We start from the raw sequence: 14,424 nt of genomic DNA on the forward strand, positions 1-14,424 counted from the left end.
CGCCGTCACCGGCTGCGGGCGGGGGCCTCGTCGTGTGCGGGCGGCGTGGCCGTCGGGTGTCGCCGGCGGGTGTCGCCGTCGGGCGTGGATCGGTCGTGGTGAGCGGGCCGGGCCCGGACGCGTCGACGGCAGCGGGGAGGCGGAGGGTATCGTCACCCGCGCCGAGGACGCGGAGGTGGACGACGCCCGCGGGGCGAGGTTGCCCTCCGCGGAGGCGAGCCGGGTCGCGCCCCGTCCTCGTCGCCGCCGCGCAAGGGCGGACGGGACACGGGAGAGGAACGACATGACGACGAACGACTCGACGACGAGCACGGGCGGGGCGGGCCGACCAGCGAGGGTGCTCGAGGAAGCCTCGCGCCGGCGGACGTTCGCGATCATCTCCCACCCGGACGCCGGTAAGTCGACGACGACCGAGGCCCTCGCCCTCCATGCCGCGGCCATCGGGCGCGCCGGCGCGGTGCACGGCAAGGGCGACCGCAAGGGCGTGACGTCCGACTGGCTCGACATGGAGAAGGAGCGCGGCATCTCGATCACATCGTCGGCGCTGCAGTTCCGGGTCGGGGACGTGCGGATCAACATGCTCGACACGCCGGGCCACGCCGACTTCTCCGAGGACACCTACCGCGTGCTCTCCGCGGTCGACTGCGCAGTCATGCTCATCGACGCCGCCAAGGGGCTCGAACCGCAGACGCTCAAGCTGTTCGAGGTGTGCCGCGCCCGGCGCATCCCGATCATCACGTTCGTCAACAAGTGGGATCGGCCTGCGCTCGAGCCGCTCGCGATCCTCGACGAGATCGACACGCGCCTCGGCCTCGCCACCGTGCCCGTGACGTGGCCCGTCGGCCCGGGCGGGGAGTTCCACGGCGTCGTCGACCGCCGGACCGGTCGCATGATCGAGTACGCGCGCGCCGCGGGCGGGGCGACCCTCGCGCAGGAGCACGACCTCTCGCCCGAGGGGGCCCTGGACCGGTTCGGCGAGGACTGGGTGCGGGCGGAGGAGGAGCACGAGCTCGTCGAGCCGTGGGACGAGGACGCCCACGAGGCGTTCCTCCGCGGTGAGACCTCCCCGGTGCTCTTCGGCGCCGCCGTCGCGAACATGGGCGTCGGCGCGCTGCTCGACCTCCTCGTCGAGGCCGCCCCGTCCCCGGCCCCGTGGCCGCTCGCGGACGGTGGCGAGCGCCCGCTCGACGCGCCGTTCTCGGGCTTCGTCTTCAAGGTGCAGGCCGGCATGGACGCCGCCCACCGCGACCGGCTCGCGTTCGTCCGCGTGTGCTCGGGACGGTTCGAGCGCGGCATGCCCCTCGTCCACGCGGCGAGCGGCCGCTCGTTCGTCTCCAAGTACGCCCAGAGCGTGTTCGGTCGCGACCGGCGCACCGTCGACGAGGCGTTCCCCGGCGACATCGTCGGCCTCGTCAACGCGGCGGCGCTGCGCGTCGGCGACACCCTCTACGACGGCCCGCCCGCGCTCTTCCCCCCGGTGCCGCGGTTCTCCCCGGAGCACTTCAGCATCGCCCGCGTCGCCGACGCCGGCCGCTCCAAGCAGTTCCGCAAGGGCATCGCCCAGCTCGACGAGGAGGGCGTCGTCCAGGTCTGCGTCTCCGACCGGCGGGGCACCGCCTCCCCGGTGCTCGCCGCCGTGGGGCCGATGCAGTTCGAGGTCGTGAGTGACCGCATGGCGCACGAGTTCAACGCGCCCATCCGCCTCGAGCCGCTGCCCTACTCGATCGCCCGGCGTCCCGAACCCGAGATCGTCGACACGATCAACCGCACGATGGGCGCCGAGGTCCTCCACCGCACCGACGGCACCCCGGTGGCCGTGTTCCGCGACCAGTGGCGCCTCAGCACGGTGCAGGGCGACCTGCCCGCCGGATCGCTCAAGCCCCTCTTCGGCGAGGAGTCGCTCGCAGGCTGAGACACGGGCGCCCGTGTTCCGGGCGCCGTGTCGTCTGGGCGAACTCCCGTGGGACCGCGGGGATCCCGCGTTTTGCGCGGGCCGCGCCACCCCCGGGTGTCGGTCGCGGCGCGCCCGCCGCCGGTCAGGAGCTGCCGGACCGCGCCGATGGGAACGGCGTGATGTCCACTCCTGCCGCCCGTCTCGCCAGACGCTCCAGCGCCCCTGCCCTTGCCCTCGCGCTCCTCGCCACGGGGGCTCCCGCCGCCTCCGCCGACCCGGTCGTGACGCCGGGAAACGGGGATCTCGTCGTCGACGGCCGTGGGTTCGGACACGGCCGCGGCATGAGCCAGTGGGGTGCCTACGGCGCCGCCGACGCCGGCCTCGCCTGGCCCGGGATCCTCGACTTCTACTACCCGGGGGCGCGCCGAGCGTCGCAGCCGGACTCCGAGATGCGCGTGTGGATCTCCCGCGACGGTGACGGCGTCACCGAGCTGCCCGCCCGCCCCGGTCTGCGCGCGACCGTCGGCCGGCGCACCATCGGCCTGCCCGCCGACGCGGGGCACACGGCCTGGCGCGCGTTCCGCTCCGGCGACACGGTCGTCCTCCAGTACCGCGACGCTCACGGCACGTGGCGCGCCCAGCCGATCGCCCGCACCGCGTCCGTCGTCTTCAGCTCGCCCACCGACACGATCGGCGTGACGATGCCCGGCGGCCGCGTCGAGGAGTTCCCCGGCCGGGTCATGGCCCTCACCGAGGGTGGGCGCACCGTCACCGTCGTCGCGACGAGCACCGAGCGGTACCTGCGCGGCGTCGTCCCCAACGAGATGCCCGCCTCCTGGCACCCGCAGGCCGTCGCCGCCCAGTCCGTCGCCGCACGCACCTACGCGTCCTCCTACCGTGCCCAGCGGCGCCGCGCCGGGTCGGTGTGGGACATCTGCGACACCGTGCGCTGCCAGGTCTACCGCGGCACCGCGACCGCCACGACGTCCGGTGCAGGTCGGGTCGTCCTCGACGACGCCCGCGCGACGGCGGCGATCGCCCTCACCTCCGGCACCGTCCTCGAGACGCCCGGGGGCAACTTCCTCCACGCCGAGTTCTCCGCCTCCAACGGCGGGCACACCGTCGACGGCGGTGCGTTCGCCCAGGTCGCCAAGCCCGACCCCTACGACGCGCGGATGAAGAACCCCTCGTGGGCATGGAACCGGAGCATCCCCGCCGCGACCTTCGCGAAGGCGTTCGGTCTCGGTCGCCTCACCTCCGCCCAGGTCGTCGCCCGTGACGGCCGGGGACCGTGGGGTGGCCGGGTGACCTCGCTTCGCCTCACCGGCACGACCCGCACTGTCGACGTGAGCGGCGACCGGATGCGCCAGGTCCTCGGTCTGCGCTCCTCGCTGTTCACCGTCACCGCCGCCGGTGGCGGCACCGCCCCGTCGGGTTCGGTCGTCGCCGGGCCGCGCCCGTCCGGGGGATCCGTGGCCGTCGTCGCGGAGTGGACCGGGGACCGCACGCCCGACCGACTCCGGGTGAGCAACGGTCGGCTCGTCATGGAACGCGGCCTCGGCCGAGGCCGATACGCCCGCGCGACCGTCGTGCCCGGCTCGCCCCGCACCCTCACCCGCGTCGTCGGCGTCGGTGACGTCGACCACGACCGCCGCGCCGACGTCGTCGCCGTCGACGACCGGGACCGGCTGGTCGTCCTCCGCGGGAACGGCAGCGCCCGCGTGGTGAAGACCGTGACGCTCGGCCCGGGCTGGGGCGCCTTCACCCGCCTCGAGGTGCGCGACGTGACGAAGGACCACCACGCCGACGTCGTCGCGACGACCTCGAACGGCCGCCGCGTCGTCTACGCGGGGACGTCGACCGCCCGCGTCGTCCGGGTGGGCACCTCCGCCGGACGCTGACCCGCCCCGCCGGGTCGGGACGAGCCCCGAACGTCGACGGGCCCCACGGACGAGGTGTCCGTGGGGCCCGTCGGGCGGGGGAGGGGGTCAGGGGGTTTCCTGCAGCTCCACCTCGAAGTCGACACCCGTGCGCGAGCGCACCTCGTCCTCGGTGACCCCGTCGGCGAGTTCCCGCAGCACGAGACCGGAGTCGGTGACGTCGAAGACCGCGAGGTCGGTGATGATGCGCTGCACGACGCCGAGGCCCGTGACGGGCAGCGTGCACTCGGGCACGATCTTGGGGCCGCCCTTGCGGTCGTTGTGCTCCATGAGCACGATGACCTTCTTCGCGCCGTGGACGAGGTCCATCGCCCCACCCATGCCCTTGACCATCTTGCCGGGGATCATCCAGTTCGCGATGTCGCCCCGCTCGCTCACCTGCATCGCGCCGAGGATCGCGGCGTCGACCTTGCCGGAGCGGATCATGCCGAAGCTCGTCGCCGAGTCGAAGAAGCTCGCGCCGCGGCGGACGGTGACGGTCTCCTTGCCCGCGTTGATGAGGTCGGGGTCGACGAGGTCCTCCGGCGGGTACGGGCCGACACCGAGGATGCCGTTCTCGCTCTGGAGGACGAGCTCGACATCGTCGTCGACGTAGTTGGGCACGAGCGTGGGCAGCCCGATGCCGAGGTTGACGTAGTCGCCGTCGGAGAGTTCGCGCGCCGCGCGGGCGGCCATCTCCTCCCGGGTGAGCGGCATGTCAGGACTCCTTGCTCTCGGTGGACTCGACGCCCTCGCTGCCGGCGCCCGCCCCGGTCGTGTGCTGTTTCCTCTGCACGGTGCGCTTCTCGATGCGCTTGTCGTGCACCTGGTCGGGCGTGAGGGCGACGACCCGCTGGACGAAGATGCCGGGCAGGTGGATCTCGTCGGGGTCGAGTTCGCCGGGCTCGTAGAGGTGCTCGACCTCCGCGATCGTCACCGTGCCGGCCATCGCGGCGAGCGGGTTGAAGTTGCGGGCCGAGCGGTGGAAGACGAGGTTGCCGTGCCGGTCGCCCTTCCAGGCGCGCACGAGGCCGAAGTCGGCACGGATGGCCTCCTCGAGCACGAACGTGCGCGTCTGCCCGTCGACCTCGAACTCACGCGTGTCCTTCTTCGGGGACGCCTTCACGACGCTGCCGTCGGAGCCGTACCGCAGCGGCAGGCCGCCCTTGGCGACCTGGGTGCCGACGCCCGTCTGCGTGTAGAACGCGGCGATGCCGGAGCCCCCGGCGCGCATCTTCTCGGCGAGCGTGCCCTGCGGCGTGAGCTCCACCTCGAGCTCCCCGGAGAGGTACTGCCGCTCGAACTCCTTGTTCTCCCCGACGTAGGACGCCTGGATGCGGGAGATCCGCTTGTCGCAAAGGAGGATGCCGAGCCCCCAGTCGTCGACGCCACAGTTGTTCGAGACGACGGAGAGGTCGTCGACGCCGCTCTCGTGGAGGGCCTGGATGAGGGCGGAGGGGATGCCGCAGAGGCCGAAGCCCCCGACCGACAACGACGCCCCCCTCGGGATGTCGGCGACCGCGTCGGCCGCACTGCTGACGACTTTGTCCATGCGGCGGACTCTACCGGCGGAGGACGCGCCGTCGGCGGGACCGAACGGGCGTGTGTGCGCTCGCGATCGGCGCCGACGCATGTCGACCGCGGCCACCGTGCCGGTGTCGGAGGCCGCCCGTCGTGCACAACGGGGGACCGGCGCGGGCACACCTTTGCTCAAGGCGGCCGGGCGAGCCGCCGACGAGGAGGGCGTCCCTGCCCGACGGCGACGCCGTCACCCCGTGGTCCGACTCCTCCTGCGGAGCGCCACCGCCCCCGGAGGTCGCCATGACCGCATCCACCACGACCCCGCGCCGTGCCCTCGCCACCTGCCTCGCCGGTCTCACGCTCCTCGGCGTCGCAGCCCCGACCGCCACCGCCGCGGGCGAGGGGGACCGCGCCACCGCACCCGCGTCGGGGGTCTCGTCCACCGAGGGCGCCCCGGCCGACACCCTCGCGGGCGGTCACGCCCCGGCGGCCGGCGACGACCACACGAGCGGCTCCGTCGTCCTCCGCGGCCCGTCGGAGGGCGTGCGGGCCGTCGTCCTCGGGGCCCGGCTCCCCGCCCCGGCTCCGACCCGTGCCCTCCCCTCGACGCTCGACGCCCGCCCCAGGTACCAGGCGGGCGTCTCCTGCGACCCCGTCGACCGCCCCGGGACGACCGCGCTCGGCCGCCTCCTCGTCGACACGTACGGCACCGGCGTCTTCGGCGTCTCCCGGTTCTGCGACGGCAGCCAGAGCGAGCACCACGAGGGCCGCGCCGTCGACTGGATGCTCTCCGCGAACGACCCCACCCAGAAGGCCGTCGCCGAGTCCTTCCTCGCGTGGCTCACGGCGAACTCCGGCGAGCGGGCCCGGCGGCTCGGCGTGCAGTACGTCATCTGGAACCGGACGATGTGGCGCGCCTACGCCCCCGAGCGCGGGTTCGCCCCCTACTCCGGCCCCAACCCGCACACCGACCACATCCACCTCTCCCTCACGTGGGACGGCGCGATGGGGCGCACCTCGTGGTGGAGCGGCCAGGTCGTGCACACCCAGGACGTCGGCACCTGCCGCGTGTACGCGGGGCAACCGGCGCCGATCTACGCCGGACGCCGGACGACGCCCTGCCCGTCGTCGCTGCCCGCCGCGCCGGCCTCCCCGTTCCCGAACGTCGCGATCGGCTCCCGCGACCGCGCGAACGTCGCCCGCGGCCAGCAGGCGCTCGGCATCACCGCCGACGGCGTCTTCGGCCGCGGTACGCAGCAGTCCGTCCTCGCCTACCAGCGGTCGCGGGGCCTCCCCACGAGCGGTGTCCTCGACAAGGCGACGTGGAACCGGCTCGTGCCCGGTGGCACGACGACCTCGGCGCCCGCACCTGCTCCCGCGCCGACCCCGGCACCCACCTCGGGCCGGTCCGACGGCGTGACGACGACCCGTCCCCGCCCCACGGCGACGGCCGTGCTCCCCGCCTCGATCGTCCGGCCCCTCGCGCCCTGGAAGAAGACCGTGCTCCGCGCCGGATCCACGGGGTCGGCGGTGAAGGCGCTCCAGCGAACGCTCGGCCTGCGTCTCACCGGACGCATGGACGCCCCGACGACCGCGGCGGTGAAGCGGCTCCAGACCCGGTGGGCGCTGCGACCGACGGGTGCCGTCGATCTGCGGACGTGGAACCGTGCCGAGCTCACCCGGTACCCGTGGCTCGGGTACACGACGACGACGTGGCGTCGCGGTGCGAGCGGACCCGGCGTCGTCGCGCTGCAGAAGGTGCTGCGGGTGCGGGCCGACGGGAGCTTCGGCCCGGCCACCGAGCGTGCCGTGCGGGCGATCCAGGCCCGCTACGGACTCCCGACGACCGGGGTCGTCGACGCGGCGACGTGGCGGGGGATCACGCAGCAGGCCCGGTGACGCCCTCCGACTCGAGGATCCGCGCGAACGACCCCTGCGTCGGGTCGCCCCCGTGCTCCTCCTCCCACCGCGGATCGGTGAGGAGGATCGACCCGCCGCCCGCCCACGCGGACGCGGCCGTGCGGAGGACCTCGGCGAGCGGTGCCGTGCCGGACACGTGGAGGCGCCCCTCGACGCCGGGGGTGACGAGATCGTCGTACGTCACGCTCGCGGCATCCCCGACGAGTGCCGGTGCGGTCGCGGGCGCCGTGTCGTAGGGGTCCATCTCGTCGGGGTGGGAGAGGAGCACCGCCGCCTCGTCGACGACCCCGGCCGGCAGCGGCACCGGGCTCCGACGTGCGAGGGCGGCGCGGGTGAGGGCGACGACCCAGTCGGCACCTTGTGTCTCGGCCGCGCCCGGCTCCCACGTCTCGCCCAGGCGCTCGCCGTCGATCACGACGACGTCGACCGGGTTTTCTGCGGAGGGTGCACCGCCGCCGACGACGACAGTGCCGCCGACCGTCCACGTCGCGAGCGCCCACACGAGGAGCCGCCAGTGCGGGTCGCCCTCGAGACGGACCCGCGTGCCGACGCCGCCGTCGAGATCCTCCTGGAGGAGGTCGGCGGCCTTGGCCGTCCACGTCGCGAGCACCCGCCCCGAGAGCTCGATGCGTTCCCCGGGGGCGTGCCAGATGAGCCGGGGGAGGGCGGATTCACCGCTGCGGAGGATCCGGGCGAGGTCGTCGGGGCGCGTCATGCCTGCATTCGTACGCCAGGGCCGCACGGCTCGGCAACCGCGACGGCCGGAGGCGGGCGACAGGGGCGCCGTCGTCGTCCTCTCCCCGGCCGGGGCGCACGCCCGGAGGGGCATGACGCCTCGCCGTCGTCCGCGGCGGTGGGCGTCACGGCCGCGTCGGCGGCGGGCGAGGGTCGGAGCGGTCGACTGACGATGCGGATCGCGCACCCGCACCGAAGGGCTGTCGGTCGCACCACCTACGGTGCGAGGCGATGAACGAGTACCCCCGTCCCCGCCCCGCACGCGCCGCGCGTCCCGCGCCGCCCGTCGTCGGGCGTGCGCGACGTGGAGGGGGCGCCGAGTCACGTACGGCACGCGACGGTGGCCGGGCCGAGGCGCGGCCGCGACGCACCCGGGTCTGGGCGCCGGGACGGCCCGTCGATCTCCTCGCGACCCTCGGGAGCCTCCGCCGCGGGCCGGGGGACCCCACGTGGCGTCGACTGCCCGACGGGTTCGCGACGGCGTGGCGCACCCCCGCGGGTGAGGCCACCGCGCGGTTCGCGTCGCGGCCTCGCGAGGGTGCGGTCGTCGTCGAGGCCTGGGGGCCCGGGGCGGAGTGGGTGTGCGACCGGCTCCCGCGCATCCTCGGGGAGGACGACGACATCGACTCGTTCGTGCCCCGTCACGGTCTCGTCGCGCAGGAGCTCCGACGCTTCCCCGGCTGGCGGGTGCCCGCCACGGGGCTCGTCGTCGAGTCGCTCGTGCCCGCGATCCTCGAACAGCTCGTCACCGGCGTCGAGGCCTACGCCGGGTATCGCTACCTCGTGCGTCGGCACGGCGAGCCCGCGCCGGGACCGTTCGACCTCCGCCTCGCACCGACGCCGCGGCAGTGGCGGTTCGTCCCCTCGTGGGAATGGGCCCGGGCGGGAGTCGACGGCACCCGCGCCGAGACGGTCCTCCGCGCCGTCGGTCACGCCGGTCGCCTCGAGGAGTGCGTCGACCTGCCCCTCGAGGAGGCGCATCGGCGTCTCCGGGCGATCCGGGGGATCGGTGTGTGGACGTCGGCCGAGGTCGCCCAGCGATCCCTCGGCGACGCCGACGCGGTGAGCTTCGGCGACTACCACGTCGCCGCCGACATCGGCTGGGCCCTCACGGGGGAGCCGATCGACGACGACGCGCTCGCCGAACTGCTCGAGCCGTACGCGGGGCACCGGTTCCGCGTCCAACGTCTCCTCGGTCTCGGCGGCCACCGGCGCCCGCGCCACGGGCCCCGCATGTCGATCCGCACCCATACCCCCTCGGTGACGCGACGCCGCTGACGGGCCGCGCGCGGATCGGTGTCCTGAGCGGGCCGAGGGGGCGAACCACGTCGTCCGGTGTGCCGAGAATCCGGCCGCCCTGGCCGAGCCCGTCGATGAGGGTCGGCGCAGGGCGGTCGGATCGGCGGCCTCGCCTTGGGCGAGGGGTCAGGCAGGTCGATCGTCGCCGAGGAACGCGACGAGCACGGTGGGCACGGCGGTGGAATCGCGCATCGCGATCTCGTGCTGCACGGGCGTCGCCGGCACGCCCTCGGCGGCGAGCGCGAGGACGAGGCGGCCCACGGCGACACCGAGGACGAACTCGTCGGGCGCCTCGACGAGGACACCGAGCTGCCGCACCGTCATGACGACGCCGTCGAGGACGACGTGCGTCCGCACGTGGCGACGGACGGGATGCCACCGGTCCACCTCGGGCAGGGGCAGCCGGGCGAGGCGGCAGGCCCGGTCGATGCGTTCGTCGACCGGGTCGTGTGTCGCGTGGGGGAGTCCGACCTCGAGGGCCTCGGCCGTGCCGGGGCGCAGCCCGAAGAGTCGTCGCGCCGCCTCGTACCGGCCACGGCCGTCGTGGCTCTCCCACTCGAGGGCCCCGAGCACGGCGGTCCCTTCGTCCGTGGTCGTCGTGGAGGTGGGCGGGAGGAGGAGCGCCGCGTCGGCACCGACGACGTCGAGTGCTGCGGTGGCGCGGCGGGCCAGGTCGTCGCTGCCGACGGCGGGGGACCGTGCGAGCGTGACGGTCGACGTGGCCGCGCGGGAGGCGAGGACGACGGCGAGGCCGAGCGCCGCCCCCAGCTCGGTGGCGCACGTGGCGGGGTCGCTCGGCGGGAACGCGACGACCGCGCCCGTCGGACCCGCCGTGCGGTGGGCCGGGGCCCCGGCCGGTGCGTGATCGGGCTCGACCGATGTGGTGCGGGCACCGGCATCGCACAGCGTGACGGGATCCGGGCGGCCCGGGAACACCACCGTGACGAGACGTCGCAGCCCGTCCGCCTCGAACCGTTCGGCGACGACCTCGTCGGCACGGGCGAGGACCTCGACGACGCGTCGCTCGGCGGGCACGCGAGGGCCGAGGAGTGCCGCGTCGAGCACGAGGACGGGGTCCGCGGAGTCCTCACCGACGTCGGCGACGCGTGCCCGGATCCGTGACAGGACGTCGTCCGGCTCGTCCTCGAACGGGCGTGCCCCGAGGTCGAGCGGATGGATGACGCACCCGCCCGGGAGGCGGCTCTCGTCGAGGGTCATCGCGTGGGATGTTCCGACGCGGCGAGGACGGCGCGGGCGAGCTCGGTGGGGTCGGCCGGCGCGGGGCGGACGTCGACCTCGCGCAGTCGGCGCCGCGTCTCCTCGAGCTCGGTCTCGGGGACGAGGTAGACGTCGAGGACGTCCTCGAAAAGGGCTCCCACGTCCCTGGACGTGAACGGGAGGTCGAGGGAACGGAGGGTGGCCTCCTCGTCGCCACGGGCGGGAAGAAGGTGCGGGCCGAGGCCGACGACCCGGGCGGATGTGCCGCGGAGCGCGTCGCGGAGGCCCGGGAGGCCGAGCATGACGCCGAGGCCGGTGACGGGGGAGGTGAGGGGCAGCGCGATCGACGTGGCCTGTCGCACGGCGTCGAGGACGCCGGGGGCCGGGGTCGCGTCGGTGAGGCCCGCGGCGCTCACGTGGACAGGGGTGGGGGCGCCGTCGGTGATGCCGGCGGCGGTGCTCGCCCACTCGAGGGCGTGGAGGGCGTAGCGGTCGTCACCCTGTTCGAGGACGACGTGGGCCTCGACGGGGCGGTCGCTCATGGGGAGGAGTTGCACGCCGTGGCGCGGCGGGGTGAGGCGGGTAGCGATCTCACCGGGGGTGGCGCCACCGGCGAGCCATCGGCTCCGGGCGACGGCGCGGGCGACGTCGCGGTCGTCGGGGGTGAACCAGGAGGGGAGGGCACCCCATCCCGTGAGCGCGGTGGTGAGCGTGTGGCCGTCGTGGCCGGGGGTGTCGTCGTCGAGGGCGGGGATGCGGGCGAGGGCGTCGAGGTCGGGGCAGAAGCGCAACCCGCAGAGGGTGATGTCCTCGGCGCCGCCCGCGACGATCGTGAGCGCGATCTCCGCGGCCTCGGGGGTGGCGTCGCCACCGTGCGGGGTGTCCGTGTCGATGGCGAGGAGGTGGGCGAGGTCGGCGGCGAGGGCGCGGCCCCCGGGACCGCAGGCGAGAACGGCGTGCATGCCGGTCAGTCTGGCACCTGTGGTGAGCAGCCCCGTGGCGAGCCGCCGCCGGGGCGGGGCAGGTGGCGACGGGAGAGGAGGGGGGCATGGATCCCCGGCCGATGGGTGGCCTCTCATATCGACTGCCGGACGACTCGAAAGGGCTTCCTGATTCCTCTTCGATGGTGGCCGGCCGGCCTGCCGGCCGAAGCGGGCTCTCCAGGGCGACCGTCCGGAAGGCCGAAGCCCGGCGGTAGGGGCTCGACCGAGGTCAGTGATCGACAAAGTAGAGTAAAAACTTCGTATGGATCTCCGGGCAGACCTCTCGGTAATGCGTCGGAAGGGGAACTTCGGGCGATTTCGCCTATTCTGAGATGGCTGTGCCGACGGGGGTTCCTGAACTGCCTCCGGTTTTCCTCGGTCGACCGTTCAAGAATAGTTGGAGGGGATGGTATCCCATGGGTGCCACCGAACATCATGACGCGAAAGCTCGGCTGAAGGCCGACAAGGCATACGCCAAGGCGACCCGGCCCTGATACAAGAAGAAGCGCTTCTGGGCGTTGGGGTTGCTCGCTCTGCTCCTCCTGGCGACACTCCTGCCGCGCGGGGGTGGCGACGCTCGGAAGGGGACGGGCGACAAGAGCGCCACCACCACCTCGACGAAGGGGGGCGACGGCGAGGCCACGTCTCAGGAAAAGCCCATCGTCGTGACATCTGCCAAGCTCGGTTCGGACCTGCGCGCCAACGCGCTCAAGGCGGCCGAGACCTACAAGGGGAAGCGGGTCACCGTGACCGGGCCGGTGTCCAGCATCGACGCCTCGGGTGACTACTTCAACCTCCAGGGGGCCGACGAGTTCGACCTGGCGGGCGTGCGCATCGACATCGACGACTCCCAGAAGGGGATCGTCAGCAAGTTCTCCCCGAGGCAGAAGGTCACCGTCACCGGTGAGGTCACCGATGTCGGTGAGGTGATGGGGTACATGATCAAGGCGGAGAGCATCGAGTAGGCGTCCTGCGTCCATCAGGCACGGCCCGGCGGCCGGCGCGGGCTTCCGCCCGCGCCGGCCGCTTTCTCGTGTCGTCGACGGGAGGGGGTGACGGTCCAGGTCGTCACCGCGGAGATCCACGCGGACGGAGGGGTGAGCAGTTGGCGGTCCGCAGCGACCTGGATATCTGTTCGCGGCGGACGTTTAGGTCGCTCGACCAGGTCATTCGTTCAATTCGACGAGCCTTACGGGATAAGAGAACTCGGCTTGACTTACCTGGATCACACGCGTGTAATTCAGCGTGTCGTCGTCCCGCGACGAAGCCGCCGGCCGGAGTCATCCGGCCCGGTTTCCGCCTTCGCCGTGGCACCCCTGGGGGAGGGGTCGGGCGCCGATGGCCGCCGATCGGCGGCACGGCCTAGCAGCAGACCAGGAACCAGGAGGGGTCATGAACGAACTACTGCTGATCGCGGGTTCGGACGTCGTCGAGGAGACCGCACTCTCCTGGCAGGACCGAGCGCTCTGCGCGCAGACCGACCCGGAGGCGTTCTTCCCCGAGAAGGGCGGCTCCACCCGCGAGGCGAAGCGCGTCTGCACCGGGTGCGACGTGCGCTCCGAATGCCTCGAGTACGCCCTCGAGCACGACGAGCGGTTCGGCATCTGGGGTGGCCTCTCCGAGCGTGAGCGTCGCAAGCTCCGCCGTCAGGCCGTCTGAGCCCCTCCACTTTCCACGCACGACGGCGCGGACCCCTCCACGGGTCCGCGCCGTCGCCGCGTGTGGGGACGGAGACCGTGGGCGCGTCGGCGAGGTGTCGGGACGGCACGGCGACGGGACGAGTCAGAGGTCGAGGTCGCCCTGGTAGCCGGGGTCGAGCGTCGTCGGTTCGACGCCGAGGGCGGCGGCGATCTGTTCGACGACGATGTCGTTGACCGTGACGGCGAGATCCCGGGGATCCTCGACGCGCGTCTCGATGGGGCGTCGGAAGAGGACGATGCGGGCGGGGACGCCCCGCTCGGCCGGGAACAACCTGCTCAACGGCACCCGTTCCGGCTCGAACGGCGTCGGGTCCGACGGGGGGACCAGCTCGACGGCGAACTCGATGTCGCCGATGCCCTGACCGACGCGGCGCTCCACGCGCTCGACGGCGTCGAGGACGAGGTCGTCGAACGTCTCCGACCGTGACGTCATCGACGGCACCGGCGGCCACACGAGCGGGCCGCGAACGCCACGACCGTGCCGGTCTCGGCGGCGGAGGGCGGGGGGTCGGCGGCTCATGGCCGCCACTGTACGACGCGTCACCCGCCGAGGCTCGGCCCTCCGCTCCCGGTCCGCGCGCCGCTCCGGCGACGGTCGACCGTCCACGATCCGGGCGTGTCGACGTCCGCGTCGATGCCGCAACGGGATCTCCCGCGTGCCGGGGGTGGCGCGTCCCACAGGCCGTGTGACCGGCGAACAAATCCTCGAACCGCCGCCGTGGGACCGGTCCCGACACGCTGCGAGCCTCCGCCGACACGGCCCGATGTCGGCGTGGCAGCTCGGCCCGGGCGGCGTGGAGGGCGCTACCCTCTCACTCGTGAGTCTCATGCGACGGTGTTCTCGAACGGCCTGCGGGCGACCCGCCGTGGCGACCCTCACCTACGTGTACGCGGAGCAGACCGCGGTCCTCGGCCCCCTCGCCACGTTCGCCGAGCCGCACACCTACGACCTGTGTGCCTTCCATGCCGAGCGACTCACCGCGCCGCAGGGGTGGGAGCTGGTCCGGCTCGCGACGCACTTCGAGGAGCCGACGCCCGGTGATGACCTGCTCGCGGTGGCCGAGGCCGTCCGTGAGCGGCCCGACCCCGCCTCACGGAAGCCCGCCGTCGAGCCGTACGAGGAGTCCCACTCCGACATGGCCGCGGACGGCACCGACGGGGCCGCGGGTTCCCGGGTCGCGCACCTGCGCGTCATGCGCGAACGCCGAGGGCGGCGCTGACCACCCGCCCTCGCA

13 protein-coding genes are annotated in these 14,424 nt (G+C 73.8%); 7 read left to right on the forward strand and 6 right to left on the reverse strand.

Annotated features, from left to right (window positions below; genetic code table 11):
* Window positions 1–283: 283 nt before the first annotated feature.
* Window positions 284–1,912: a peptide chain release factor 3 gene (locus MOPEL_RS07870; protein WP_051992255.1), complete on the forward strand. Its 1,629-nt coding sequence runs from the start codon at window positions 284–286 to the stop codon at window positions 1,910–1,912.
* A gap of 161 nt (window positions 1,913–2,073) precedes the next feature.
* Window positions 2,074–3,795: a SpoIID/LytB domain-containing protein gene (locus MOPEL_RS07875; RefSeq protein ID WP_009482349.1), complete on the forward strand. Its 1,722-nt coding sequence runs from the start codon at window positions 2,074–2,076 to the stop codon at window positions 3,793–3,795.
* 87 nt (window positions 3,796–3,882) lie between these two features.
* Here MOPEL_RS07875 and MOPEL_RS07880 read toward each other — a convergent pair whose 3' ends face one another.
* Window positions 3,883–4,530, reverse strand: coding sequence for a CoA transferase subunit B (locus tag MOPEL_RS07880; protein WP_009482350.1), 648 nt, complete (start codon window positions 4,528–4,530; stop codon window positions 3,883–3,885).
* A gap of 1 nt (window position 4,531) precedes the next feature.
* Window positions 4,532–5,365, reverse strand: coding sequence for a CoA transferase subunit A (locus MOPEL_RS07885; RefSeq protein WP_009482351.1), 834 nt, complete (start codon window positions 5,363–5,365; stop codon window positions 4,532–4,534).
* A gap of 269 nt (window positions 5,366–5,634) precedes the next feature.
* Between MOPEL_RS07885 and MOPEL_RS07890 the strand changes: the two genes are divergently transcribed.
* Window positions 5,635–7,233 (forward strand): peptidoglycan-binding domain-containing protein, encoded by a 1,599-nt coding sequence (locus MOPEL_RS07890; protein ID WP_009482352.1) that lies wholly within the window; start codon window positions 5,635–5,637, stop codon window positions 7,231–7,233.
* Here the strand turns inward: MOPEL_RS07890 and MOPEL_RS07895 are convergent.
* Complete coding sequence (locus MOPEL_RS07895) at window positions 7,214–7,969, reverse strand: TIGR03089 family protein (RefSeq protein ID WP_051992256.1); 756 nt, start codon at window positions 7,967–7,969, stop codon at window positions 7,214–7,216. The genes MOPEL_RS07890 and MOPEL_RS07895 overlap by 20 nt on opposite strands.
* Window positions 7,970–8,220: 251 nt before the next feature.
* Between MOPEL_RS07895 and MOPEL_RS07900 the strand changes: the two genes are divergently transcribed.
* A complete protein-coding gene (locus MOPEL_RS07900) occupies window positions 8,221–9,267 on the forward strand; it encodes a DNA-3-methyladenine glycosylase family protein (protein ID WP_009482354.1) in 1,047 nt (348 codons plus the stop codon).
* Window positions 9,268–9,414: 147 nt separating this feature from the next.
* Here MOPEL_RS07900 and MOPEL_RS07905 read toward each other — a convergent pair whose 3' ends face one another.
* A complete protein-coding gene (locus MOPEL_RS07905) occupies window positions 9,415–10,506 on the reverse strand; it encodes a hypothetical protein (protein WP_009482355.1) in 1,092 nt (363 codons plus the stop codon).
* Window positions 10,503–11,468 carry a 2-phospho-L-lactate transferase CofD family protein gene (locus MOPEL_RS07910; protein ID WP_009482356.1) on the reverse strand — a complete coding sequence of 322 codons (966 nt, stop codon included), beginning with the start codon at window positions 11,466–11,468 and terminating at the stop codon, window positions 10,503–10,505. The genes MOPEL_RS07905 and MOPEL_RS07910 overlap by 4 nt, the downstream gene beginning before the upstream one ends.
* Before the next feature lie 545 nt (window positions 11,469–12,013).
* Between MOPEL_RS07910 and MOPEL_RS07915 the strand changes: the two genes are divergently transcribed.
* Together MOPEL_RS07915 and MOPEL_RS07920 are read left to right on the forward strand one after the other, a co-directional pair.
* The gene (locus MOPEL_RS07915; RefSeq protein ID WP_281023905.1) at window positions 12,014–12,454 is read left to right on the forward strand and encodes an OB-fold protein; all 441 of its coding nucleotides are present in this window, start codon (window positions 12,014–12,016) and stop codon (window positions 12,452–12,454) included.
* Window positions 12,455–12,881: 427 nt separating this feature from the next.
* Complete coding sequence (locus MOPEL_RS07920; protein WP_009482358.1) at window positions 12,882–13,148, forward strand: WhiB family transcriptional regulator; 267 nt, start codon at window positions 12,882–12,884, stop codon at window positions 13,146–13,148.
* A gap of 123 nt (window positions 13,149–13,271) precedes the next feature.
* Here MOPEL_RS07920 and MOPEL_RS07925 read toward each other — a convergent pair whose 3' ends face one another.
* Window positions 13,272–13,709, reverse strand: a complete 438-nt coding sequence (locus tag MOPEL_RS07925; RefSeq protein WP_141631242.1) for a metallopeptidase family protein — start codon at window positions 13,707–13,709, stop codon at window positions 13,272–13,274.
* Between the two features lie 307 nt (window positions 13,710–14,016).
* Between MOPEL_RS07925 and MOPEL_RS07930 the strand changes: the two genes are divergently transcribed.
* Window positions 14,017–14,409, forward strand: coding sequence for a DUF3499 domain-containing protein (locus MOPEL_RS07930; RefSeq protein WP_373279734.1), 393 nt, complete (start codon window positions 14,017–14,019; stop codon window positions 14,407–14,409).
* The last annotated feature ends 15 nt before the right edge of the window (window positions 14,410–14,424 follow it).

Origin of the sequence: Mobilicoccus pelagius NBRC 104925 (genome assembly GCF_000247995.1) — a bacterium.
GTDB lineage: Bacteria > Actinomycetota > Actinomycetes > Actinomycetales > Dermatophilaceae > Mobilicoccus > Mobilicoccus pelagius.

What these genes read in the sequence shown, in the direction of transcription:
- MOPEL_RS07870 (WP_051992255.1), top strand. Translation starts at nt 284, where the DNA reads ATGACGACGAACGACTCGACGACGAGCACGGGCGGGGCGGGCCGACCA.
- MOPEL_RS07875 (WP_009482349.1), top strand. Translation starts at nt 2,074, where the DNA reads ATGTCCACTCCTGCCGCCCGTCTCGCCAGACGCTCCAGCGCCCCTGCC.
- MOPEL_RS07880 (WP_009482350.1), bottom strand. Translation starts at nt 4,530, where the DNA reads ATGCCGCTCACCCGGGAGGAGATGGCCGCCCGCGCGGCGCGCGAACTC.
- MOPEL_RS07885 (WP_009482351.1), bottom strand. Translation starts at nt 5,365, where the DNA reads ATGGACAAAGTCGTCAGCAGTGCGGCCGACGCGGTCGCCGACATCCCG.
- MOPEL_RS07890 (WP_009482352.1), top strand. Translation starts at nt 5,635, where the DNA reads ATGACCGCATCCACCACGACCCCGCGCCGTGCCCTCGCCACCTGCCTC.
- MOPEL_RS07895 (WP_051992256.1), bottom strand. Translation starts at nt 7,969, where the DNA reads ATGACGCGCCCCGACGACCTCGCCCGGATCCTCCGCAGCGGTGAATCC.
- MOPEL_RS07900 (WP_009482354.1), top strand. Translation starts at nt 8,221, where the DNA reads ATGAACGAGTACCCCCGTCCCCGCCCCGCACGCGCCGCGCGTCCCGCG.
- MOPEL_RS07905 (WP_009482355.1), bottom strand. Translation starts at nt 10,506, where the DNA reads ATGACCCTCGACGAGAGCCGCCTCCCGGGCGGGTGCGTCATCCATCCG.
- MOPEL_RS07910 (WP_009482356.1), bottom strand. Translation starts at nt 11,468, where the DNA reads ATGCACGCCGTTCTCGCCTGCGGTCCCGGGGGCCGCGCCCTCGCCGCC.
- MOPEL_RS07920 (WP_009482358.1), top strand. Translation starts at nt 12,882, where the DNA reads ATGAACGAACTACTGCTGATCGCGGGTTCGGACGTCGTCGAGGAGACC.
- MOPEL_RS07925 (WP_141631242.1), bottom strand. Translation starts at nt 13,709, where the DNA reads ATGAGCCGCCGACCCCCCGCCCTCCGCCGCCGAGACCGGCACGGTCGT.
- MOPEL_RS07930 (WP_373279734.1), top strand. Translation starts at nt 14,017, where the DNA reads ATGCGACGGTGTTCTCGAACGGCCTGCGGGCGACCCGCCGTGGCGACC.